Genomic DNA, 22783 nt, shown 5'->3' on the forward strand with positions numbered 1-22783 from the left:
CACGGACTCCACGCGGGGGGAGGACGGGCGATGCTTCAGGTCTCCGAATCGCAGGTGCGCCTTGGTCTCTCGGCGCCGGACAAGACGGAGGCCATCCGCATCGCCGGGCGGGCGATGGTCGACAACGGCCTGATCGACCCCGGCTACATCGACAGCATGCTGGGCCGCGAGGCGGTGTCCGGCACCTATCTCGGCAGCGGCATCGCCATCCCCCACGGGCTTCCCGAGGCGCGCGATCTGGTGCGGCGGACCGGCGTGGTGGTGGTCCAGTTTCCGCAGGGCGTCGATTGGGGTGGCGGGGAACCGGCGCGGCTGGTTGTCGGCATCGCCGCCAAGTCGGACGAGCACATCGCCGTGCTGCAACGGCTGACCGGCGTGCTGGGCGATCCCGCGGAGGCCGCGCGGCTGGGCAATACGAGCGATCCGCGCGCCATCATGGCCGTTCTGAACGGAGAGGCACCCACCGCGCCCGCGAGTGAGCCGGTCGCGGCTCCCATCGATGGGAACTCCATAGCGGTCACCGCGCCGTCACCTCACGGGCTGCACGCCCGCCCGGCGACGGCGCTGGTCGAGGTCGCCAAGCGCTTCCGCGCCGAGATCGCTGTCCGGCACGGCGGCACCACGGCCAACGCCAAGAGCCTGATTTCCCTGCTGCGGCTCGGCGCGTCGGGTGGACAGCCGCTGACCGTCACCGCTGCGGGCGAGGACGCGGCGGCGGCGCTCCAGGCCATCCGCGCCGCTTTCGAGGCAGGGCTGGACGAGCCGGTCTCCACGGCGGCGCCCGCGGAGGAACCTGCCCCGCGGGCCGTCCCGGCCGATCTCGATTACGACGGGCGGGTGATCGCCGGCATCTCCGCTTCCCCCGGCGTCTCCACCGGCCCGGTCTGGAAGTTCCAGCGCGAGGAGCTGACGGTCGCCGAGACCGCCCCCGATCCCGCGGCGCAGCACCGCCGGCTCGATCAGGCGCTTGCCGCCGCCGCCGCCGACCTGCGCAACCTGCACGAGGAATTCTGGAAGAAGGCCGGCGCCGCCAAGGCGGCCATCTTCAAGGCGCATCAGGAGCTTCTCGACGATCCAGAGATGGTCGCCGAGGCCCACGCCCTGATCGACCGCGGCAAGAGCGCCGGCTGGGCATGGCGCGCCGTCTACGAGGAGCGCGCCGGCACGCTCGCCCAGCTCGCCGATCCACTGCTGGCCGGGCGGGCCGCCGACCTCAGCGACGTCGGGCGCCGCGTGCTGCGCCTGCTCGCCGCGGTGACGGAGACCATGGCGGCCCTGCCGGACCATCCCGTCATCTTGCTCGCCGAGGATCTGGAGCCGTCCGACACGGCGAAGCTCGACCCGGCCAAGGTGCTGGGGCTGTGCACGGCGGGGGGCGGCGCCACCTCCCACACGGCGATCATCGCGCGCTCGCTCGACATCCCCGCGGTGGTCGCCGCCGGGCCGTCGGTGCTGGATCTGGAGAACGGACGGGCGGCGATCCTTGACGGCGACGGCGGCGTGCTGGTCGCCGACCCCAGCGACCGCGACCGCGGCCGCGCGGCCCAGGCCCGGATCAAAGTGGGCGAGCGGCGCGAGGCCGAGCGGCTCGACCGCTACAAGCCGGCCATCACCACGGATGGCCGGCGCGTCGAGGTCGCCGCCAACATCTCCGACCCGGCGGAGGCGGTGCAGGCCGTGGAAGCGGGCGGCGAGGGCGTCGGGCTGATGCGCACGGAGTTCCTGTTTCTCCAGCGCGACCTGCCGCCGGACGAGGAGGAGCAGTTCGCCGCTTACCAAACCATGGTGCGGGCGATGAACGGACTGCCGATCATCCTGCGGACGCTGGACATCGGCGGCGACAAGAGCGTCCCCTATCTGCGCATGCCGGCGGAGGGCAACCCCTTCCTGGGCGTGCGCGGCATCCGCCTGTGCTTCGAGCGGGAGGACCTGTTCCGTACCCAGCTCCGCGCCATGCTGCGGGCCTCGGTGGAGGGGCCGGTGCGCATCATGTACCCGATGATCGCCGCGCCCGCCGAACTGGAGCGCGCCAAGGCGATCACCGAGGCGGTGCGGCAGGAACTGAACGTGCCGCCGGTCGAGCTTGGCATCATGATCGAGGTGCCGTCCGCCGTGATGATGGCCGACCGGCTGGCGCGGGAGGTGTCCTTCTTCTCCATCGGCACCAACGACCTGACGCAGTATGTGCTGGCGATGGACCGGCTGCACCCGGTCCTGGCCCCGCAGGCGGACGGGCTGCACCCCGCCGTCCTGCGCATGGTGGAGCGGACGGTGGACGCCGCCCGCCGCGCCGGAATCTGGGTCGGCGCCTGCGGTGGCGTGGCCGGCGACCCGGCCGGGGCCGTGCTGCTGTCCGGGCTGGGCGTCGCCGAGTTGAGCGTGGCCATTCCTGCCGTTCCCTCGGTCAAGGCGCGGCTGCGCGCCATCGCCATGGCCGACGCCGAGCGCACGGCCCGCGACGCGCTGGACTGCGTCGACGCTGGCGAGGTTCGGGCGCTGGTCCGTCAACGTTTCGCCGACGCCGGAGGCGTGTCATGAGCGCACTGTCCACCCCACGCCCCGGCGTCGTCACTGTGACGCTGAACGCCGCCATAGACCAGACGCTCGACGTGCCGGGTTTCGCCGCGGGAGCGGTCAACCGGGCGGTCGCCGAGACGCGGACCGCCGGCGGCAAGGGCATCAACGTCGCTGCCTTCCTGGCCGGAGCGTCCTTGGCGGGCGGTGCCGTACCGGTCACCGCCACCGGCATTCTGGGTGAAGAGAACATCGCCGTGTTCGACGCGCTGTTCCGCCGCCGGGGCATCCGCGACCGCTGCCTGCGCCTGCCGGGCCGCAGCCGGGTGAACATCAAGCTGGTGGACCGCGAGGGCCGCTCCGTCACCGACATCAACCTGCCGGGCCTGCATGTCCCGGCGGAAAGCTGGCGGGGGTTGCTGACCGTGGTGGACGACCTCGCCGTCACCAACCGGACCTTCGTTCTGTCGGGCAGCGTCCCGGCGGGCGTGCCGGACACCGCCTACGCCGAGATGGTCACCGCCCTGCACCGGCGCGGCGCCTTCGTGGTGGTGGACGCCAGCGGCCCGCCGCTGCGCCACGCCGTGGCTGCCCGCCCCGACATGGTGAAGCCGAACGCGGCGGAACTGGCCGAGCTGCTGGGCCGCCCGCTGAAGGATCGGGCCGAGGTGGTGCGCGCGGCGCGCGAGCTGTCGGAGTCCGGCATCGCGCTCGTCGTCGTGTCGCTGGGCGCCGAGGGCGCCGTCTTCGTGGAGGGCGGCCGCGCCCTGCTCGCCGTGCCGCCGCCCGTGGAGGTCGCCAGCACGGTCGGCGCCGGGGACGCCATGGTGGCCGGGGTCGTCGCCGCCCGGCTGGAGGGTATGGGGTTGGAGGACTGCGCGCGGCGCGGCACCGCCTTCGCCGCCGGCACGCTGTCCCGCCTCGGCCCCGAACTGCCGCCGTCGGAGCGTCTCGCCGAGCTGATGCGGGCCGTTCGGGTGGAGGAATTATAAGGCATTCAGCGCCGGAGGGATCGCGATGGCAAAGCTCGTGGCTGTGACCGCCTGCCCGACGGGGATCGCCCACACCGTCATGGCGGCCGAGGCGCTGCGCCGCACCGCCGCGCTGATGGGCCACGCCATCGCGGTGGAGACCCAGGGGTCGAACGGCGTGCAGACGCCGCTCTCCGCTGCCGACATCGCGGCGGCCGACGCGGTGATCCTGGCCACCGATATCGCCGTGGACGATTCCCGCTTTGTCGGCAAGCCGATCCTGCGCACCTCCACCGCCGCCGCCATCCGTGACACCAAGACGGTGATTGGCAACGCCCTGGGCCATGCTCCCGGTGCGCAACCCGAAACCGCAGCTCCGCAGCCCGCCCCAAAGCCGACACCGACCGTGGTGCGCAGTCCCGGCCTGCTGGTCGCCATCACCGCCTGCCCGACCGGCATCGCCCACACCTTCATGGCGGCGGAGGCTCTGAAGCAGGCCGCCCAGGCCAAGGGCTACCGCATCAAGGTCGAGACCCAGGGCTCGGTCGGCGCGAAGAATGCGCTGACGGAGGAGGAGATCGCCGAGGCCGAGGCCGTCATCATCGGCGCCGACACCCACGTCGCCACCGACCGCTTCGCCGGCAAGCGCCTGCTCAAGACCTCGGTGGGGGAGGCGCTGAAACAGCCCGCCCGCGTGATCGACGAGGCGCTCGCCCTGCCGGTCCCCGCCGCGACGGGGAATGCCGCCGCGCCCGCCTACGCCGACACGGTGTCAGGCGCCAAGGCGCGGCAGAAGGAGGCGCAGTCCGGCCCCTACAAGCACCTGCTGACCGGCGTGTCCTTCATGCTGCCCTTCGTGGTGGCCGGCGGTCTGCTCATCGCCCTGTCCTTCGTCTTCGGCATCGAGGCCTTCAAGGAGCCGGGAACCCTGCCGGCAGCGCTGATGCAGATCGGCGGGGAGGCCGCCTTCGGGCTGATGGTGCCGGTGCTGGCGGGCTACATCGCCTATTCCATCGCCGACCGGCCCGGCCTCGCCCCCGGCTTCATCGGCGGGATGCTGGCGGCCAAGATCGGGGCCGGCTTCCTGGGCGGCATCGTGGCGGGATTCCTGGCCGGCTACATCGCCCGCTGGCTGCGCGACACCATCCGGCTGCCGCAGAATCTGGAGGGGCTGAAGCCGGTGCTGATCATCCCGCTCCTGGGCACGCTGGCGGTCGGTCTGCTGATGGTCTACGTCATCGGCACGCCGGTCGCCGCGATCATGAACGGGCTGACCGCCTTCCTGCAGAGCATGACCGGAGCCAACGCGGTGGCGCTGGGCGCGCTGCTCGGCGCCATGATGGCGCTGGACATGGGCGGGCCGGTCAACAAGGCGGCCTACACCTTCGCCGTCGGGCTTCTGGCCTCCAACACCTACACGCCGATGGCCGCGGTGATGGCGGCGGGCATGACGCCGCCGCTCGGGCTGGCGCTCGCCACCATGGTCGTGCCCAGCCGCTTCACGATGCAGGAACGCGAGGCGGGCAAGGCCGCCGGCGTGCTCGGTCTCGCCTTCATCACGGAAGGGGCGATTCCCTTCGCCGCCAAGGACCCGCTGCGCGTCATCCCCGCGGCCATGGCCGGGTCGGCGGTGGCCGGCGCCCTGTCGATGTGGTTCGGCTGCGGCCTGCGGGCGCCGCACGGCGGCGTCTTCGTGCTGGCCATCCCCAACGCGGTGGCGCCGCTCGGCCCCTATGTCCTGGCCATCGTCGCCGGGACCATCGTCACGACGCTCGGCCTGATGGTTCTGAAGCGCCGCGTCGAGGCCGACCCGGCCGCGGCCCCGGCCCTCGACACGGCGGCCCCGACCTCGTCCAGCCCCGCGCCCAGCGGGGCTGGACGCTGAAAGGGCGGGACGACCGCACCCGCTGATACCGCACCCGCTGATTGTCGGCTCTACCACAAATTAGTTTTAATTTTCGCCAAAATTGAAAGAACTCGACAACTCCAGAGTGCTATCGCTAGCTTTGCGATGTTCCGCCGCCGGCCTGTTCCGCAGTCCCCTGGAGGAACGGCAGCCGGCGGAGCGTGATGAGGATCTCGTATCGCATAGCGACGGTGGGTGGAATCCCGGTGGTCATCGCGGCGCTGATCGCGGTGTCCGCCTGGATTCTGCTGGAGCGCGCCGGCCGTTCGCGCGAGGCCGCGGTCCTGGCCGGCACCGTCTACCGCGAGATGATTGCCGCCACCGCGGCCCGCAACGACTTCATCCATTCCCCCCCGGAAAGCCGGCTCCCCCATGAGGTCACCTTCCGCCGCGCCACCCACGGCGCGCAGACGGCTCTGGACGCGCTGGGCGGGCTGGCGGACCAGGGCATCCAGGCCGACGCCGTGGAGACCGCCCGCCGCGCGTCCGACCGTCACGCCGCCCGGCTGGAGGAGCTGGTCGACGCGATCACCGTCAGCGACGCCCGCGCCCGCGGCATGGCGGAGCAGGAGACGCGGCTGCTCGGTCTGGCCGAACAGGCGCGTCAGCGGCAGCACGCCACCAACGCGGCGCTCGTCGCCTCCCTGGCCGAGGCCGACCGGCGGATGCGCGACAGCCGCGATCTCGTGGACGGGCTGCACAGGCTGCGGGAAGCGATTCTGAACGCCCGGCTGGCCGCGAAGGACGAGGCGGCGCGGCCCGATGCCCTGACCCTCTGGCTGGACCGTGTGGAGCGAGCCGCCGAGGGTCTTGCCGCGTCGCTTCCCGCCGACATTGTCCGTGGGACGGCGCTGGACGAGTTGACCCGGTTGCGGGCCGAACGGCTGGACCGGACGACGCTCCCGGAACTGGCGCCCCGCTACGACGCGCTCGCCGGGCGGGTCCTGAAAGCCGCCGACACCGGCTACAGCGCCGCCCAGGACGAGGTGGCGGAGCTTTTGCACCACACCGTGTCGGCCCACGCCATGGAGCAGGAGACCCAGACGCTCGCCATGACCGCCCTGACCCTCAGCGGGCGGACCCTGAGGGCGCTGGAGCGGCGCGACCCCCGCAGCCTGCGCGACGTCGCCACCGACAGCGGTCGGCTGCGCGACCGGGTGGCCGGGCTGCCCATCTCCCCGCTGATCCAGGACGGGATGCTCGCCGCCATCACCGCGTGGCGCGACGGGCTGGAGCGCGCCACCGATGGGCTGGCCCGCCAGAACGGGGCCATCGCGGCGATGGACATGGACGCCGCCGCGGTGATGAACACCGCCCGCCGTCTGAACGACCTGTTCCAGGACAGCGCGGTGCGCAGCGCCGGCCTGCTGCGCTCCACCCTGCTCATCGGGGCGACCATCGGCCTGCTGTTCGCCGCCGGTGCGGCGCTCCTGGTGGCCGGCGGCATCACCCGGCCCCTGCGCCGGCTTCAGGGCGCCACCCGGCGGCTGGCCCACAACCCGCGCGACGGGCAGGTGACCGACCTGGAGCGGCGGGACGAGCTGGGCGACATGGCCCGCGCCGTCCATCACTTCGCCGCCGAGATCAACCGCCGCGAGGAAGAACTGCGCCGCGCCAAGGAGCAGGCGGATTCGACCCTGGCGGAGCTGCGGCGGACCCAGGCCCATCTGGTGCAGGCGGAAAAGCTGGCCGCGCTGGGGCAGGTGGTGGCCGGCGTGGCGCACGAGATCAACACGCCGCTGGGCATCACGCTCACCACCTCGACGCTGATCCGCGAGAAGGTGCCGAAGATGAAGCGCCTTCTCGATTCCGGCCAGTTGCGCCGCCGCGAGCTGGAACGTTTTCTGACCGACATGGGCGACGTGTCCGACCTGATGGTCAGCAACACCGTCCGCGCGGCGGAACTGGTGCAGCGCTTCAAGGAACTGGCGGTGGACCCGGCGGGCGAGAAGCGCCGGCGCTTCGACCTTCGCCTTTGCCTGATGCAGGCGGTGGAGGCGCTGGGAGCTTTCTGGGAACCGGCGGAGCACCGGGTCGTCGTGGACTGCCCGCCGGGACTGATGATGGACGGCTACCCGCAGACCATCGCGCAGATCGTCTCGCACCTGTTGCTGAACGCGGTCAACCACGGCTTCTCGGGCGGGGAGGGGACGGACGGGAATGGGCGGTGCGGCACCGTGACGGTCCGCGCCCGCAAGGCCGCGGCGGATGTCGTGGAACTGGCCGTCGCCGACGACGGGCGGGGCATCCCGGTGGAGCTTCGGGCGCGGATCTTCGACCCTTTCTTCACCACGCGCCGCGACCGCGGGCACGCCGGGCTCGGCCTGCACATCGTCCACAACGCGGTCAGTCAGCTCGGCGGCACCATCGGCTTGGAGGAGGGAGAGGAAGGGGCGGGCGGGGCGCGCTTCGTCATCCGCCTGCCTTCCGCCACGCCGGAGAGGGAAGGCGCGTGACGCCGGCGGATGCTTGCGCGCCGCGCCGGTTCCGGTTTACTGCAAGGCGGGTCCGTTCGACGATTTCCCGTTTGATGATCTAGCGCGGGGTGCGAGGGCATGGCGACGATCGAGGAAGCCTACGCGGTCGCCATCGACCACCATCAGGCCGGGCGGCTGGACGAGGCGGCGGTCATCTACCAGCGCATCCTGGACGCCGATCCGGAGCAGGCTCACGCCGCGCATCTGCTGGGCATCGTCGCCGGGCAGCGGGGCCGTCCCGCCGAAGCCGTCGTGCTGATCGGCGCCGCGGTGGCGCGGGACGGGCTGAACACCGATTTCCTCGGGAATCTGGGCGCGGCGCTGAAGGCCGCCGGTCGCTACGATGATGCCATCCGTCATTTCGCCCGCGCCCTGGCGCTGGAGCCGTCGGCGCGCGGCGTTCCGGGCAATCTCGGCTCCGCCCTGGCCGCCGATGGCCGGATCGGCGAGGCTGTGCCTTGGCTGGGACGCGCCGCCGCCCTCGACCCGGCGCATTTCGAGACGCTTTTGAATCTGGGCATCGCGTTGCGCGACGCGGGCCGGTTCGACGAGGCGGAAGCGGCGCTGGAGGCGGCCAAGGCCCTGCGCCCGGACCATCCGCACCCGGTCTGCGAGCTGGCGGTGCTGAAGCTGGCGCTCGGCGATTTCGAAGAGGGCCTGGCGCTTTACGAACGGCGCTGGGACTACACCGGCCAATCCGCGGCGGTGTCCGGCAAGCCGGTGTGGCGGGGCGAGGACATCGCCGACAAGACCATCCTCCTCTATTACGAGCAGGGCTTGGGCGACACCCTGCAATTCGTCCGCTACGCGCCGCTGCTGGCCGACCGCGGCGCGCGGGTGCTGCTGATCGTCCAGCCGGAGCTGCGCCGCCTGCTGGCCTCGGTGCGGGGCATCAACCGTCTGGCCACCTACGACGACGCGGCGGCGCTGCCGGCTTTCGACCTGTGCTGCCCGCTGATGAGCCTGCCCTTCGCCTTCGGCACGCGCATCGACGGGATACCCTCCGGCGAGCCCTACATCACGCCGCCCCCCGATCTGGTGACCGCCTGGGCGAAGCGGCTCGGCTGGAACCGGACCGGAGACTCCGCCGGAAAACGCCCGTTGCGCGTGGGATTCGTCTGGTCGGGCAACCCGCGGCGCCACGACCCCACCTCGCACGCGATGGACCGCCGCCGCAGCGTGCCCTTTGCGCTGATGGAACCGCTGCTGTCGGTGCCGGGGATCGCGGCGGTCAGCCTCCAGGTCGGGGACGCGGCGGAACAGGCGCAGGCCGCCGTTGCGGCGGGCCTGTTCACCGATCCCATAGCGGGCGTGACCGACTTCGCCGACACCGCGGCCATCGCGGCGCATCTCGACCTCGTCGTCACCGTGGACACGTCGGTCGCCCACCTCGCCGCCGCCATTGGGCGCCCGGTGTGGATGCTGTCGCGCGCCGACGCCTGCTGGCGCTGGTTGCGCGGGCGCGACGACAGCCCGTGGTACCCGACGATGCGCCTCTACCGTCAGGACTCGCCCGGCGACTGGGGGCCGGTCATGGCCCGCCTGGGCCATGACCTTGCCGCCGCCGCCGCGGCGTGGGATCAGAACTGCGCCGAGGCGCTGAGCAGGAAGGCCCGGCCCGGCTGGTAGAGCGGGGTGACGGTGCCGAACTCCTGCCCGTAGGTGGCGCGGTCGGCGTAGGTCTCGTCGAAGAGGTTGCGGACGTCGAGGCGCAGCGCCAGGTTGGCGTGCTCCGGCAGCCGGTGCTCCACGAACACATTGGCCGTCTGATAGCCCTTCAGTGGCCGCTGCCCGGCCTGGACCTTGTCGTAGTCGAGCACGAACTCCACGTCGGCGCCGAAGGTCAGGTTCCAGGACTGCACGGTGTGGGCGCCGCCGACGGTGAAGACCTGCCCGATCGGCGTGGCGAGGTAGGTCCCAGTGTCGGAATCCGCGGGCAGCCCGTCGATCTTCACGTCGATGTCGGCGTATTTGGCGCGGATGAAGCCGTTCGTCCAGGCGTAGCCGAGACCCAGCTCATAGCCTTCCGACCGCACGTCGCGGGCAAGGGTGGCGCTCGTGGCGGCGAAGCGCGCGGCGCGGGCGTCGTCCAGCTTGGTGCGGAAGATCCGGCCTTCCGCGGTGAAGCCCTCGTAGCGGGCCTCCAGCCCGGCGGTGCTGTTGTAGGCCGTCACCGGGCGCGGGCCGGCGCCGTAGTTCCAGGCCGGGTTCATGATGTAGTTCTCGGCCAGCTGGACGCCGCCCCAGCCGCGGGACACGCCGGCCTTGGCGGTCAGGTAGCGGGGCAGCAGGTCGAACTCGCCCGAGAGGTTGTGGCTGAGGCCGTGGTTGGTCCACTCCCGCCCGGTCGTCCCCTCGAAGGTCTGGCGGTCGCCGCGCAGGCCGAAGGACAGGCGCAGACGCTCCATCGGCTCCAGCCGGGCCTGACCGTACAGGCCGTTGTTGCGCGCCCGCTCGGTCGCGGTCATCGTCCGGTCCCGGTAGTTGGCGCGGTCCACGTAGAAGTCGGTGCCCGTCGTGACGGTGCCGATCCGGAAGCCGAAGGTGTTTTCCAGCTTGCCGTTGAAGGAGCTGGTCGCCCCCTTGCCCGGGTAGCTCCCCGGCACGGTGCTGCTGCCGACCGGGCGGGTGAAGATCGGCGTCTCCACGTCGGTGCGGCCGTAGGCGAGCACCAGCTTGGGGTTCCACAGCTCCGTCGGCAGGGCGTCGGTGTAGGTGAAGACCATGTTCTGGCGGTCGAGCGAATAGTCCCGCACGCGCGGCTCCCAGGCCGGGCGGCCGGCCAGCGACCCGATGTTCGCGCGGAAGGGCCGCGGCGCGTCGTCGTAGACCCGCTCGTAGCTGGCCTGGAAGCGGTGGCCGCTCTCCGTCTGCACCGCCGCCTTGCCGAGACCGCTGACCACGTCCGTCTCGGTGCCGTCCACCTTGCGCCCGTTGCCCGCGGTGTATTTGCCGCCCTTGCCGTAGGTCACGGTGCCCAGCGCCTCCAGCCCCTGGTGGCGCCCGAAGCCGGCGAGGTTGGTGGTCAGGCCGGAGCCGTTGGTGTTGAAGGTGGTCTTGCCGAAGGCGCCGATGCCGTCGCTCGCCAGGAAGTCGCTGGCGTCCTTGGTCTCGTAGGCGATGGAGCCGGCGAGCGCGCCCGGCCCGGCATCGGCGGGGGCGACGCCGGCGTCCACCCGCGCCACCTTCAGCAGCGCCGGGTCGATCAGCGTGGTGCCGTTGTGGTGGAAGACCTTGTTGTTCTGGCGGCTGCCGTCGATGGTGACGGCCAGATTGGTTTCCTCGACGCCGTTGACATAGACCTTCTGCGACATCGGCACGGAACTGCCCACGCGGATCGTCGGCTCACCGGAGAAGACATCGCGGAGGTCGCTGGGATTCTTGCGCTCCAGGTCCTCCCTGGTGATGGTGATGTTGCCGCTTCCGCTGCCGGCTCCGGTCGAGGCGGTGACCGACACCGGCGCCAGCATGGTGACGTCGCCGGTCGGGGCCGGAACCAGCGTCGCGGAGCCGGTGCCGGTCGTGCGGTAGCCGACGCCCGTTCCGGACAGCAAAGTGTCGAGCGCCTGGGCCGGCGTCATGCTGCCCGACACCGGACGGGAGCTGCGCCCGGCGGCCAGATCGGCGGAATAGCCGATTTGCCAGCCGGTCTGCCGCGCGAAGGCGTCGAGCGCCGCGGGCAGGGGCTGCGCCGGCAGCGCGAAGGCCATCGTCTGCGCGGTGGATGCGGCTGGCTGGGCCAGGGACGGGGAGGGGAGGGCCAGGACGCCGCCGAGCGCGGTGGTCGCCATCAGGGCCAGGATCAGATGCCGGGCGGCGGTTCCCCGCGCGCACACCAAGAACTTGCCTGTCGAAACCGTCCGGCCTTCCATGCCTCACAACTCCCGTCTGCGCTGGTGGCGGGGGCGTGATTACCGGTGTATGAACCGTGCCCCCTCTTTTCGGCAGACGCGCGGGGGCGTGGCGTCTCACAAAAAAAATCCTGAAAGAAGGACAAAGCCTATCGAAGCAGGATGATCCCGGCAGGAAGCTCGGTCACGCGGGCGCCCACGACGTCGGCCAGCGAGCGGAGCGCCGCGATGGGATCGTCCAGCCGGTAGTTTCCGCTGACCCGCGCGCCGGCCAGCCGGTCGCCGATCAGGATGATCGGTGCGCCATGGTAGCGCCGGATGGTGTCGACGATCGCGGCGAAGGGCTGGTCGTGGAACACGTAGCGCCCGTCCTTCCAGGCAAGCGCAACCGCCGGGTCCGGGCGGGCGGGCGCCGACAGGCCGTCCACCGTGGCCGTCACCCGGTCACCCGGAACGAGGGACACCGTCTGGCCCGGCGGTTCCCGCCGGCTGACCGACACCCGCCCGCGCTCCAGGAAGACGGCGTCCTGCCCGCCGTCCGACCGCACGGTGAAGGCGGTGCCGGTCACCTCCACCTCGCTGAAGCCGGCGGTGACGCGGAAGGGGTGGGCGGGGTCGCTGACCACGTCGAAGTAGGCCTGCCCGCGCAGCAGCCGGACATGGCGCCGACCCTCGGCGAAATCGAGCGCGACCGCGGAGTCGGTGTCGAGGATCAGCAGGGACCGGTCGGGCAGGGCGATCTCCCGCCGCTCCCCGGCGGCGGTGCGGTGGTCGGCGGTCAGGCGGAGCGTCAATGTGGGCTGGAGATGGACGCCGATGGCCAGCAGCAGCGCGGCGGCGGCCAGCGAGGCCCGCCAGCCGCCGAACCGCCCGGACCGCCGCCGCGCCGCGGACCGGCCGGCCGTCGGCAAAGGCGCCGTCTGCGGGTGATGGGCGAGCGTCGCGGCCTGCAATTCGGGCATGCTCCCAAGCGACGACAGGCGGTCGAACGCCGCGGCGTGGCGCGGGTCGCGGTTCCGCCATGCCTGATAGGCGGCTCGGGTGTCCGGGTCTACGGGCGCGTCGAGAAGCGTCACGAACCAGGTGAGCGCCTCGTCCGTGATCGGGTCCGTATGCCGGTAGGCCCCGGCATCCTGTCCGCCGTTTGCCTTGTCCTGCTCCACGCTGGTCTTCCACTCTTCCTTGACCGGTCACGTACAGTTGAGACGTTTCATCGCTCGGCGGGTCACAATTCGCAAACCGCGGCCCATGGCCCGCGGATGGTGATCGTTTTCGCGCCCGTCCAACCGGCTTGACATCTGAAATTGAGAATCATTATCAATCTCGATGTTGCAAGGCCGCCGATGTCGCACCGACCGCGGTGGTGTCCTTTTCGCCGCCGTACCGACAGGGCTATCATGTCCGCAAGCCTGATTGCGATCTATCTCGATCACCGCCGCTCGTTGTTCGGGTGCGCGATGAAGATCGTGCGTGATCTTCAGGTTGCCGAGGATCTGCTGCAGGAAAGCTATCTGCGCGCCTGCAAGGCGGTGGAGAGGGGACCCATTGACAACGTCGGGGCTTTTCTTCACCGGACGGTCCACAACCTCGCGCTGGACCATCTCCGGCGCTGCCGGACCCAGGAGCGCTTCGAGGCCGGACCGACGGACACCGTCGAGGCGCTGGGCATCGCATCGGAAACCCCTTCGGCGGAAGAGCGCCTGCTGCACCGCGAGCGGCTGTCGTGCTTCATGGACGCCCTGGACCGCCTGCCGGCACGGGCCCGGCAGGTGTGGCTTCTGAACCGGGTCGAAGGCCTGTCCTATCCCCAGATCGCCACCCATCTGGGTGTGTCGCAGGGCACGGTCTTCAACGACATGAAACTGGCGATGGGCCATTTCGTGGACACCATGGCGCGCCGCGACCGCCCCGAACCGACCGGGAGCCGGTCCGGCGGGACGCCCTAGCCGCGGAACACGCTCCCGATCGAGACCGGGAGGGCGGTCCGACCCCGGATCACGGGAAGCAGATGCACGGATCCGGTGCCGGGTGTATGCATGATGGTGTTTCGTTCGGAACAGCAGATAAATCCCATAAGTTATCTTATGGAAAATAAACAAGTTAGGCTTGCGCTGCACGCCGTTGCCCGCAGGATGAAGCTGCTGGTGCCGCTCAGCTATTGGAATGCTGTCGGCACCCTTCGAGCCAAACGTCACTATGCCCTTCGGGAACACACGCTCCTGCCACCAAGCGTTCAATCCGCCTGACACGCTCGTTGAGCGCAGGGTCATTGTTACGAAGCTTGAAGGATGCTGGCGAGATGAGAACGGCGACCAATCGAGCAAATTCCGTACTGCTCAACTCAGCCGGCGGTCGCCCATAGATTGCTGAACTTGCCTTATGAAAGCCCGTCACCCAGCCTTCCGGACCTTCACCCATTTCCAGTGTATCGAGCCAAAGGGCCAGAATCTGATCCTTGGAGAGTCGGCTTTCCAGGCCCATCGCGTACCCGGTTTGTCGTATCTTTCCGACGCCCGGTTGAAATTTTTCGAAAGCAAGGCGCTTGGAAGCCGATTGCGTGATTGTCGTCGCTCCAGCCCCAGGGGTCGAAAAATCCACTCCGGCGTGATCGACGAAATTTGGGTCTTCAACTGTCAGCAACATCGCCAGATGGTCCGCGCCGAGCGAATCTCCTCCCAGCCCCTGAGCTATCAGATCGTCTGCGCGCTGACGCAATTGCGGAGCATCCGATAGAGCGTCCCAATATCCTTTTCCGCCGTAAGCAATGGCCGCGACGACAAGCAAACCAACAAGAAGACCTGCGAGCTTGAAAATTCGTCTCATGGGTCGTTTCCCAAGGCGTGATGTGTGAGCCGAAGCATTCATTATGATTGTGGCATTATTGCCGAGCGGTGCGATGGTTTCCAGCGTCATGCAGCGCGCGCTGGAAAGGGCGGGAACGTCTGTGGATCACGGTGAACGCCACCGCCTTGCCGGAAAAATTCGGCACCAGGAACACGCAGGTCGTGTCCAGCCCCTACACCGGCGACTATGTGATCATCTGTAAACCCGCCCGCTGCGCGGATGGGGCTGTCTGAGTGGGTCGGCAATTTTCACAGTGTGAAAATGTGTAAAAATTCGTGGTGGCCCTTCATTCCCCGCAACATGGCTCCCCTTCCGGAAAGCGGCGTGCTAGGCTTTCGTCCGGCCTGTTGAAGGCCCCATGACCGGACCGACGGCCGGACCGGTCGGGAACATCAGGACAAGCCTACCATGAATCACATCGTCGCCCCCTGCTTTCAGGATCAGGGCCTCAAGGACCAGAACCTCAAGGGGTTGGACCGCCCGGAATCGCCCCTTCTGGAGGGCGTCGACGGCATGTGGGCGATGCTGTGCGCCGAGGCGGAGAACGTCGTCGTCAAGGAGCCTTGGCTGCGCCCCTTCATCGACACCGCCATCCTGCTGCACCACGACTTCCCGTCGGCGCTGGGCAGCCTGCTGGCGCGCAAGCTGGGCGACTCCTACATCTCCGCCGACCAGCTCGCGATGCTCGTGCGCTCAGCGGTCGCCGACGCACCTTGCATCGTGGAGGAAGCCTGCTCCGACCTCCAGGCCATCTGCACGCGCGACCCGGCGGCGGACAACTGCCTGACGCCCTTCCTCTACTACAAGGGCTTCCACGCGCTGGAATGGCACCGCATCGGCCACTGGCTGTGGCGGCGCGAGCGGCGCGACCTCGCCCACTTCCTGCAAAGCCGGGTGTCGGAGGTGTTCGCGGTGGACATCCACCCGGCGGTCCCGGTCGGACGCGGCGTCTTCATCGACCACGGCACCGGCGTGGTGATCGGCGAGACCGCGGTGGTCGGCAACGACGTCTCGATCCTGCAGGAGGTCACGCTCGGCGGCACCGGCAAGGAGCATGGCGACCGTCACCCGAAGGTGCGCGACGGCGTCCTGCTGTCGGCCGGGGCCAAGATCCTCGGCAACATCGAGATCGGCAGCCGCGCCAAGGTCGGAGCCGGCAGCGTGGTGCTGAAGGACGTGCCGCCCTGCGCCACCGTGGTCGGCGTTCCGGCGCGGATCGTCGGCTGGTGCCGCGACACGGTGCCGGCGCTTGCCATGGACCAGACGGTGCCGGAGCCGGAGTATCACATCTGACGGTACCGGCGGATTCCGGGCTGGACATCCCTCAGGGAAAGAAAATCTCCTCGATGGTCAGGCCGAACGTCCGGGCGATGGCGAAGGCCAGCGGAAGGCTGGGGTCGTAGCGCCCGTTCTCGATCGAATTGACGGTCTGGCGGGACACCTGAAGGCGCTCCGCCAGTTCACTCTGGCTCCAACCGCGGGCCGTGCGGATGTCTTTCACCGCGTTTCTCATCGGTAGCGCCACTGGGCTACGCACACCCCGACGACCCACAGCACCGCCATGAGCGGCCAGACATGGAAGGCCCGCAGTTCCGGCGCGCCGGCACCTTCCGCAAATCCCCAGGCGAAAGTCGCCAGGGCCGTTCCCGTGAAGGACAGGACGATCGCATCAAACTGAATGCGGCGCTGAAGCTCGTCCATTCGCCGCAGCCCCCGCAAGACTGTCCAAGCGACGGCGACCGTGCCGAGGATCGGCAGAATCGCGATCGCCATTTTCATCGTGCCTTCCGGTTGGAGCAACTGGTCCGCCGCGTTGGCACCGAGCAGAAGCGCCACGTAGAGAGCCAGAGCCCCGGACAATTCGACGCCGTAGCGCTTGATGCTGAACATCCCCTGCTCCCTCCATGCCGCCCAATGACAAGGAAGCTTTACACACGACGCCTCGCCACTGTCAAGCATGCTTTACATTGCGCCGCACCGGGCCACGATCAGGCCGGTCGGACGACGGGAGCGCTTCGGAATTCCGGCGCGGTCATCTCCTCGCGGGTCAGGGCGATGAACAGGTCCACCACCGGGCTTTTGGAGCGGTTGGCGTCGAAGGCGACCTGGAAGGGGGCCTGATAGGACAGGATCTTGGGCAGCAGAATCCGCAGCCGCCCGGCCTTGACGTAGGGTGCGGCGTAATGGTCCGGCAGATAGCCGGCGTAGGCGCCGGACAGGATCAGCCGCGCCGCCCCCTCCATGTCGCTGACCGTCGCCTTGGGCGTTGATATGGCGAAGATCTTCAGGTCGCGCGATCCCCAATAGCTGCGCGCGACCAGCCGGTAGCGGCGGATTTCGTCCAGGTCGATGGCCTCGTCCGGCAGGGTGAACAGCGGGTGCCCGTCCGCCACGCAGAAGTGGATCGTCTCGTTGTAAAGATCCTGGTAGGACAGGCTGGGCACGATGCGCGGAAAGCTGGCGATGGCGAGTTGCAACTGCCCACCGATGACGTCGCGCAGCAGCTCGTTCGGCGGGCGCACGTTGATGATCAGCGAGACCTCCGGCGCCGCCTCGGTGAAGCGGGCGAAGACACGCTCCAGCGGGGCGCGCGGGTCGGTCAGCGTGTTGTCCACCAGCCCGACAGCCAGCGTGCCGGTCAGCCGCTCGCGCAGGCCGCGCACCCGCCCACGGAAGCGCTCCAGCGTGTCGAACACGCGCCGCGCCTCGTCATAGACCGCCTGCCCTTCCGGGGTGAGCTGGAATCCCGACCGTCCCCGCCGGCACAGCCGCAGGCCCAACCGCGTCTCCAGATCGGCGAAATGGGTTGAGATGGTGGACAGCGACAGGTTCAGTTCGCTCTGCGCCGCACTGAATCCGCCGGCCTCGACGATGGTCATGAACAACCGCAACAGGCGCAGATCCACGGTTTCCAGCTGAATCATCGCCACGACGCCCGCCCTCCCCTGCCCCGCCCGCCGGGTCCGGCCCCCCGATACTTCGGCCTGGATCGAAGTAAGATACAAAACTTTCTGATTTTCGGGCAACGGCGCCGGGCGTCTAATGATCGCAGGCCACAATGCTGGCCTCACGAACAGATAAGCTCGTCCGCAAGGAAAGGTCGCATCCATGAACGAGACGACGGGTAAGCAGGGACTTCACGCCGCTTTGACCGGCGGCATCAGCCGGCGCGCCGTCCTGGCCGGAGCGGGCACGCTGGCCACGGTGGCCGCCATCGGCTTTCCGAACATCGTCCGCGCCCAGTCGAAGACGCTGAAGGTCGGCGTCTACGGCGGCTACTTCAAGGAATCCTTCGAAAAGCACATCTTCCCGGAATTCTCTAAGGCCACCGGCATCGCGGTGGAGGCCATTGCCGAGCCGACCGGCGAAGCGTGGCTGGTCCAGCTCGAACAGGCGGCCCGCGCCCGTCAGGCGCCCGCCGACGTCTCGATGATGTCGCAGGTGGCGATGCTGAAGGGGGCCTCGGCGGAGCTGTGGGCGCCCTTCGACCTGTCGAAGATCCCCAACGCTGCCAAGGTCGTCCCGCACCTCATCAACAAATACCCGGACGGCAAGGTCAGCGGCATCGGCGCGGTGTCCTGGTACATCACGCTGGTCACCAACACCAAGAGCTACCCGCAGGCTCCAGACAGCTGGGCGGCGCTGTGGGACCCGGCGAACAAGGACAAGCTCGGCCTGCTGGCGCTGGTCAGCAACAGCTTCCTGCTGGAGGTCACGGCGGCCACTTTCTTCGGCGGCACCAAGCATCTGGACAGCGAGCAGGGGCAGCTCGACTGCTTCAAGAAGCTGGCGGAGCTGAAGTCCAACGTGAAGCTCTGGTACCGCGACGAGGCGCAGTTCGAGGCCTCGCTGAAATCCGGCGAGATTCCGATGGGCCAGTATTACCACGATGTGACCGGCCTTGCCGCCGCGGACGGGCAGCCGGTGCGCTCGACCTTCCCGAAGGAGGGCGGCATCCTCGACTCCGGCAGCTGGGCGGTCACCCGCGCCTCCAAGGCCGGCGATCTCGCCCATGTCTTCGTGGACTACATGTGCCAGCCGTCGATCCAGGCCCTGCTGTCGCGCAAGGTCGGCACCGCCCCGACCATCGACCGCAAGCTGACCGACCTGACCGACCAGGAGTTCGCCGCCGTGTCCTCCGACATCGCGCCGATCATCCCGCGCTACGACCTGTACACGAGCAAGTCCGACTGGCTGAACCAGAAGTGGACGGAAATGATCGTCGGGTGAGTGCCTAACCCCTCTCCCGTCTCGGGAGAGGGAGGGGCCCGCCGCACCGCGGCGGGAGGGTGAGGGTGCCGCCAAGAATCAGCCCCTCGATTCTCGGCCGTACCCTCACCCGCCCGCTTTCGCGGGCACCCTCTCCCGGGACGGGAGAGGGGAATCACTCCCTCCATCAGAACAAAGCCATCCCATGTCAGCTCTTGTCCTCGACGGTCTCACCAAACGATACGGTCCCGTGACCGCGGTGCACGGCGCGTCGCTGCGCATCCCGCACGGGCAATTCGTCTGCCTGCTCGGCCCGTCCGGCTGCGGGAAGACGACGCTGCTGCGCATGATCGCCGGGCTGGAGGACCCCTCCGGCGGACGGCTGGTCATCGACGGGCGCGACATCACCACGGCCCCCGCCCACACGCGGGAATTCGGCATGGTGTTCCAGTCGCTGGCCCTCTTCCCGCACCTGACGGCGGGGGAGAACATCGCCTACCCCCTGCGCATCCGCGGCGCCACGAAGGCCGAGCAGCGCAAGCGCGCCGACGAGCTGCTGGAGCTGGTGCGCCTGCCCGGCGTCGCCGACCGGCCGGTCTCCAAGCTGTCGGGCGGGCAGCGGCAACGCGTCGCCATCGCCCGCGCGCTGGCGCTGTCGCCCAAGCTGTTCCTGCTCGACGAGCCGCTGTCGGCGCTCGACGCCAAGCTGCGCGAGGCCATGCAGATCGAGCTGAAGCAGCTTCAGCAGCGGCTGGGCATCACCACCATCGTCGTCACCCACGACCAGCGGGAGGCAATGACCATGGCCGACCTCGTGGTGGTGATGTCGCAGGGCCGCATCCATCAGGCGGCCCCGCCGATGGAGGTCTACCGCCAGCCCGCCGACGCCTTCGTCGCCGACTTCATCGGCATGACCAACCTGCTGGAGGGCGAGGTCACCGCCCCAGGCACCGCCGCCGTGCCCGGCGGCACCCTGCACCTGCCGGACCTGCCGCCGACGGGCCGCGTCCTGCTGTCCGTCCGCCCGGAGGACGTGGTCGTCCACCCCGCCGGGACGGACGGGCCGAACCGGCTGACCGGCACACTGTCCTTCATGCGCGACCTCGGCGCCAGCGTGGAGTTCCGCATCGACGTGGCCGGGCGGGAGATCGTCGCGCTGTCGCGACCGCAGGAGCGCCCGCCGGTCGCCCCCGGCGGCGCCCTGTCGGTGGAGTTCCCCCCGGCGGCCTGCGTCGTGCTGCCGCCAATGGCGGAGCGCCCGCAATGATCCGCCGCGCGCCCCGCGGTCTGGCCGAGCACGCGCCGATCCTCTTCCCGGCGCTGATGCTGGTCGTCTTCTTCGTCATCCCCTTCAGCCTGATGATCGCGGTCAGCGTCTTCCGGCGCGTGCCCGGCGGCTTCTACGAGCCGGACCTCGTCTTCGCCAACTACGAGCGCTTCCTGACCACCTTCTTCGGCGGGGTGATGTCCTTCTCGCTGGGGCTGGCGGCGCTGGTCGCGGCGCTGTCGGTGGGCATCGCCTTCCCCTTCACCTACCGGCTGGTCAAGCTGCCGCGCAGGGCGCAGATCCGCTGGCTGGTCTTCCTGCTGTCGATCCTGTCGCTGTCGGAAGTCATCATCGGCTTCGCCTGGTCCACCCTGCTGTCGCGCACCGCGGGCATCACCAACCTGTTCGTGGCGCTGGGCCTGATGGCCGAACCGCAATCGCTCAGCCCCAGCTTCGGCGCGCTGCTGGCCGGGCTGGTCTATCAGGCCTTCCCCTACACGGTGCTGGTGCTCTACCCGGCGCTCGCCCGCCTCGACCCCTATCTGGAGGAGGCGGCACGAACGCTCGGTTCCTCGCCGCTGCGCGCCTTCTTCACGGTGGTGGTGCCGGGGCTGCGCAACACCATCGTCGCGACCACGATCATGGTGTTCGTCTTCGCGCTCGGCTCCTACCTTCTGCCGCAGCTTCTGGGACGGCCCCAGCATTGGACACTGTCGGTGCTCATCACCGATCAGGCGATCTACCAGTCCAACATGCCCTTCGCAGCGGCCATGGCCGTCTTCCTGGTGCTGGTCAGCCTCGCCCTCGTCGGGCTGGCCCTGCTCGCCGGGCGGCGGGAGGAGACGGCCTGATGCTGATGCGCACGCTGAATTCCGTGGCCGCCGGTCTGATCGCCCTGGTTCTGGCCGCCCCCATCCTGGTGGTGGCCGGCGTCTCGGTGAACGAGAAGAAGGCGCTGACCTTCCCGCCGCAGGGCTTCTCGCTCGCCTGGTACGTGGAAGTCTTCACCGATCCCGGCTGGCGCGGCGCGCTGATCACCAGCCTCGTCGTCGCCACCCTGTCGGCGGCGCTGGCGGTGCTGATCGCCTTCCCTCTGGCCTGGTTCCTGTGGCGCTGGCGCGCCCCCTGGGCGCGGGCGTTCGAGGTGCTGGGGATGACGCCCTTCATCCTGCCGCCGGTCATCACCGCGCTGGGCTTCCTCAGCTTCTGGGCGGCGGTCGGCGAGTACGGGTCGCCCTGGACGGTGGTGGTCAGCCACGCGGTGTTCTTCGTGACGCTGCCGCTGGTCACGCTGTCGCTGGGCTTCGGCGCGGTGGACCGCTCCTACGTGGAGGCGGCGGCGACCATGGGGGCGGACGACCGGACGGTGCTGCGCACGGTGGTGATGCCGCTGGTGCGGCCCTACGTGATCTCCGGCTTCGCCTTCGCCTTCGTGCTGTCGCTGAACGAGTACATCGTGGCCTACATGGTGGTCGGCTTCACGCTGGAAACGCTGCCCATCAAGATCTTCAACGCGCTCCGCTACGGCTACACCCCGACCATGGCCGCCGTGACGGTGCTGTTCGTGTCGCTGACGGCGGTGGTCTTCGGGCTGATCGCGTGGTTCGGCGACCTGCCCCGCCTGCTCGGCGCCTGGGCCAAGAACGACTGATAACCCTTTTCCTTTTTCAAAGAGATCCGGACGATGATCGACCCTCAGAAGCTTGATCGTTTGCGTACGAAGTACAGCGGCTCCGGCGGCGACGACTTCCACAATCCGGAGTTCCAGCGGGTGGCCGCCCTCCAGTTCTCCGGCGGCAAGCGGGTGCAGCCCTTCGCCGGGGTATCCACCCTGCTCGACGCCCCCTACCGCCCCGACGCGGCCGACACCGCGGACTTCGGCGGGCTGGACATCGCGCTGATCGGCGTGCCGATGGACCTCGGCGTCACCAACCGGGCCGGCGCCCGCCTCGGTCCGCGCGCCGTGCGCGGGATGGAGCGCATCGGCCCCTACGAGCACGCCCTGCGCATGGTCCCGGCGGCCTCCTGCACGCTGGCCGACGTCGGCGACGTGCCGCTGTCCAGCCGCTTCAGCCTGGAGGCCTGCCACGGCGACATACTGGCCTTCTACAACCGCGTGATGGACGCCGGTGTCATCCCGCTGTCGGTGGGCGGCGACCATTCCATCACCTATTCGATCCTCAAGGCACTGGGCCGCGAGCGTCCGGTGGGCATGATCCATTTCGACGCCCATTGCGACACCGGCGGTCCCTACGAGGGCGCCAAGTTCCACCATGGCGGCCCCTTCCGGCAGGCGGTGCTGGACGGCGTTCTCGACCCGGAGCGCACGGTGCAGATCGGCATCCGCGGCAGCACCGAGTATCTGTGGGAGTTCTCCTACGACAGCGGCATGACCGTGATCCACGCGGAGGACATCCCGGAGCGCGGCATCGCCAGCGTCATCGAGACGGCGCGCAAGGTGGTGGGCGACGGGCCGGTCTACGTCTCCTTCGACGTGGATTGCCTGGACCCGGTCTTCGCCCCCGGCACCGGCACCCCGGAGGTCGGCGGCCTGACCACGCGGGAGGCGCTGGCGATCCTGCGCGGGCTCGACGGGCTGGACATCATCGGCGGCGACGTGGTGGAGGTGGCGCCGCAGTACGACGCCACGACCAACACCGCCCACGCCGGCGCGCAGATGCTGTTCGAAATCCTCTGCCTGTCGGTCCGCGCCCTCGCCAACCGCCAGAAGCAAGGCTGACCGC

The 22783-nt window shown here is 69.5% G+C and carries 18 protein-coding genes; 12 read left to right on the forward strand and 6 right to left on the reverse strand.

Going from position 1 to position 22783, the window contains the following annotated elements; genetic code table 11:
• Nucleotides 1-30 precede the first annotated feature (30 nt).
• The 5 genes from ptsP to ABAZ39_RS30630 all read left to right on the forward strand — a co-directional run bounded on the left by ptsP (nt 31) and on the right by ABAZ39_RS30630 (nt 9497).
• Nucleotides 31-2538: a phosphoenolpyruvate--protein phosphotransferase gene (ptsP, locus tag ABAZ39_RS30610; protein ID WP_040138081.1), complete on the forward strand. Its 2508-nt coding sequence runs from the start codon at nt 31-33 to the stop codon at nt 2536-2538.
• Nucleotides 2535-3506, forward strand: coding sequence for a 1-phosphofructokinase (pfkB, locus tag ABAZ39_RS30615; protein ID WP_040138083.1), 972 nt, complete (start codon nt 2535-2537; stop codon nt 3504-3506). The genes ptsP and pfkB overlap by 4 nt, the downstream gene beginning before the upstream one ends.
• 25 nt (nt 3507-3531) lie before the next feature.
• Nucleotides 3532-5370: a PTS fructose-like transporter subunit IIB gene (locus tag ABAZ39_RS30620; protein ID WP_040138085.1), complete on the forward strand. Its 1839-nt coding sequence runs from the start codon at nt 3532-3534 to the stop codon at nt 5368-5370.
• Nucleotides 5371-5555: 185 nt separating this feature from the next.
• Nucleotides 5556-7847, forward strand: a complete 2292-nt coding sequence (locus ABAZ39_RS30625) for a sensor histidine kinase (protein ID WP_040138087.1) — start codon at nt 5556-5558, stop codon at nt 7845-7847.
• A gap of 99 nt (nt 7848-7946) precedes the next feature.
• A complete protein-coding gene (locus ABAZ39_RS30630) occupies nt 7947-9497 on the forward strand; it encodes a tetratricopeptide repeat protein (RefSeq protein ID WP_051658764.1) in 1551 nt (516 codons plus the stop codon).
• Here ABAZ39_RS30630 and ABAZ39_RS30635 read toward each other — a convergent pair.
• Together ABAZ39_RS30635 and ABAZ39_RS30640 are read right to left on the reverse strand one after the other, a co-directional pair.
• The gene (locus tag ABAZ39_RS30635) at nt 9449-11740 is read right to left on the reverse strand and encodes a TonB-dependent receptor (protein WP_081863455.1); all 2292 of its coding nucleotides are present in this window, start codon (nt 11738-11740) and stop codon (nt 9449-9451) included. The genes ABAZ39_RS30630 and ABAZ39_RS30635 overlap by 49 nt on opposite strands.
• A gap of 128 nt (nt 11741-11868) precedes the next feature.
• Nucleotides 11869-12882, reverse strand: a complete 1014-nt coding sequence (locus ABAZ39_RS30640; protein ID WP_040138089.1) for a FecR family protein — start codon at nt 12880-12882, stop codon at nt 11869-11871.
• Between the two features lie 234 nt (nt 12883-13116).
• On the opposite strand from ABAZ39_RS30640, the gene ABAZ39_RS30645 reads away from it, so the two are divergent.
• The gene (locus ABAZ39_RS30645) at nt 13117-13665 is read left to right on the forward strand and encodes an RNA polymerase sigma factor (protein WP_040138090.1); all 549 of its coding nucleotides are present in this window, start codon (nt 13117-13119) and stop codon (nt 13663-13665) included.
• A gap of 205 nt (nt 13666-13870) precedes the next feature.
• On the opposite strand, the gene ABAZ39_RS35240 is transcribed toward ABAZ39_RS30645, so the two are convergent.
• Nucleotides 13871-14632 (reverse strand): transglycosylase domain-containing protein, encoded by a 762-nt coding sequence (locus ABAZ39_RS35240; RefSeq protein WP_081863456.1) that lies wholly within the window; start codon nt 14630-14632, stop codon nt 13871-13873.
• A gap of 339 nt (nt 14633-14971) precedes the next feature.
• Between ABAZ39_RS35240 and cysE the strand changes: the two genes are divergently transcribed.
• Nucleotides 14972-15856 carry a serine O-acetyltransferase gene (cysE, locus tag ABAZ39_RS30650; RefSeq protein ID WP_081863457.1) on the forward strand — a complete coding sequence of 295 codons (885 nt, stop codon included), beginning with the start codon at nt 14972-14974 and terminating at the stop codon, nt 15854-15856.
• A gap of 31 nt (nt 15857-15887) precedes the next feature.
• Here the strand turns inward: cysE and ABAZ39_RS30655 are convergent, their stop codons facing one another.
• The 3 genes from ABAZ39_RS30655 to ABAZ39_RS30665 form a co-directional block, all read right to left on the reverse strand.
• On the reverse strand, nt 15888-16076 hold the full coding sequence (locus ABAZ39_RS30655) for a helix-turn-helix transcriptional regulator (RefSeq protein WP_040138092.1): 189 nt from the start codon (nt 16074-16076) through the stop codon (nt 15888-15890).
• Nucleotides 16073-16453 (reverse strand): hypothetical protein, encoded by a 381-nt coding sequence (locus ABAZ39_RS30660; RefSeq protein ID WP_040138093.1) that lies wholly within the window; start codon nt 16451-16453, stop codon nt 16073-16075. The genes ABAZ39_RS30655 and ABAZ39_RS30660 overlap by 4 nt, the downstream gene beginning before the upstream one ends.
• A gap of 98 nt (nt 16454-16551) precedes the next feature.
• A complete protein-coding gene (locus ABAZ39_RS30665; protein ID WP_040138095.1) occupies nt 16552-17487 on the reverse strand; it encodes a LysR family transcriptional regulator in 936 nt (311 codons plus the stop codon).
• 184 nt (nt 17488-17671) lie between these two features.
• Here ABAZ39_RS30665 and ABAZ39_RS30670 point away from each other — a divergent pair, with 184 nt between their 5' ends.
• The 5 genes from ABAZ39_RS30670 to speB all read left to right on the forward strand — a co-directional run bounded on the left by ABAZ39_RS30670 (nt 17672) and on the right by speB (nt 22779).
• Nucleotides 17672-18793 (forward strand): ABC transporter substrate-binding protein, encoded by a 1122-nt coding sequence (locus tag ABAZ39_RS30670; RefSeq protein WP_014199847.1) that lies wholly within the window; start codon nt 17672-17674, stop codon nt 18791-18793.
• Between the two features lie 184 nt (nt 18794-18977).
• Nucleotides 18978-20039 (forward strand): ABC transporter ATP-binding protein, encoded by a 1062-nt coding sequence (locus tag ABAZ39_RS30675; protein ID WP_040138103.1) that lies wholly within the window; start codon nt 18978-18980, stop codon nt 20037-20039.
• Complete coding sequence (locus ABAZ39_RS30680) at nt 20036-20890, forward strand: ABC transporter permease (RefSeq protein ID WP_040138105.1); 855 nt, start codon at nt 20036-20038, stop codon at nt 20888-20890. The genes ABAZ39_RS30675 and ABAZ39_RS30680 overlap by 4 nt, the downstream gene beginning before the upstream one ends.
• Nucleotides 20890-21690, forward strand: a complete 801-nt coding sequence (locus tag ABAZ39_RS30685) for an ABC transporter permease (protein WP_051658766.1) — start codon at nt 20890-20892, stop codon at nt 21688-21690. The genes ABAZ39_RS30680 and ABAZ39_RS30685 overlap by 1 nt, the downstream gene beginning before the upstream one ends.
• Nucleotides 21691-21723: 33 nt before the next feature.
• Nucleotides 21724-22779 carry an agmatinase gene (speB, locus tag ABAZ39_RS30690; protein WP_040138107.1) on the forward strand — a complete coding sequence of 352 codons (1056 nt, stop codon included), beginning with the start codon at nt 21724-21726 and terminating at the stop codon, nt 22777-22779.
• Nucleotides 22780-22783 lie beyond the last annotated feature (4 nt).

Source organism: Azospirillum argentinense (assembly GCF_000632475.1).
GTDB classification, from domain to species: Bacteria; Pseudomonadota; Alphaproteobacteria; order Azospirillales; family Azospirillaceae; genus Azospirillum; species Azospirillum baldaniorum.